The following is an 836-nucleotide window of genomic DNA, read 5'->3' on the forward strand; positions in this document are numbered from 1 at the left end:
CACGTAAACGTAGGCACCATCGGTCACGTTGACCATGGTAAAACAACTCTTACAGCAGCTATTTCAGCTGTATTGTCTAAGACTTATGGTGGTGAAGCTCGTAACTTCGCACAAATCGATAACGCTCCAGAAGAGCGTGAGCGCGGTATTACCATTAATACTTCTCACATCGAATATGACACTCCATCACGTCACTACGCACACGTAGATTGTCCAGGTCACGCCGATTATGTAAAAAACATGATTACTGGTGCTGCACAGATGGACGGCGCGATTTTAGTAGTAGCAGCGACTGACGGCCCAATGCCACAGACTCGTGAGCACATTCTACTTTCACGTCAGGTAGGTGTACCTTTCATCATCGTATTCATGAACAAGTGTGACATGGTAGATGACGAAGAATTACTAGAATTAGTAGAGATGGAAGTTCGTGAACTTCTTTCAGAATACGATTTCCCAGGTGATGACTTACCAGTTATCCAAGGTTCTGCATTAAAAGCGTTAGAAGGCGATGCAGCATGGGAAGGTAAAATTCTTGAGTTAGCAGAAGCGTTAGACTCTTATATTCCAGAGCCAGAGCGTGACATCGATAAGCCATTCCTACTACCAATCGAAGACGTATTCTCGATTTCAGGTCGTGGTACAGTGGTAACTGGTCGTGTTGAGCGTGGTATTGTACGTGTATCTGACGAAGTAGAAATCGTTGGTGTTCATGCAACTACTAAGACAACGTGTACTGGTGTAGAAATGTTCCGTAAACTGCTTGACGAAGGTCGTGCAGGTGAGAACTGTGGTGTGTTATTACGTGGTACTAAGCGTGATGACGTAGAACGTGG

Annotated in this window: 1 protein-coding gene; it reads left to right on the forward strand. The window is 44.9% G+C overall.

What is annotated here, in order from left to right; translation table 11 throughout:
• The coding region (tuf, locus tag IEY40_RS20105) for an elongation factor Tu (protein WP_188959362.1) at positions 1 to 836 on the forward strand (836 nt) is incomplete at both ends.

This window comes from Shewanella ulleungensis (genome assembly GCF_014648315.1).
In the GTDB taxonomy this organism is placed as follows: Bacteria; Pseudomonadota; Gammaproteobacteria; order Enterobacterales; family Shewanellaceae; genus Shewanella; species Shewanella ulleungensis.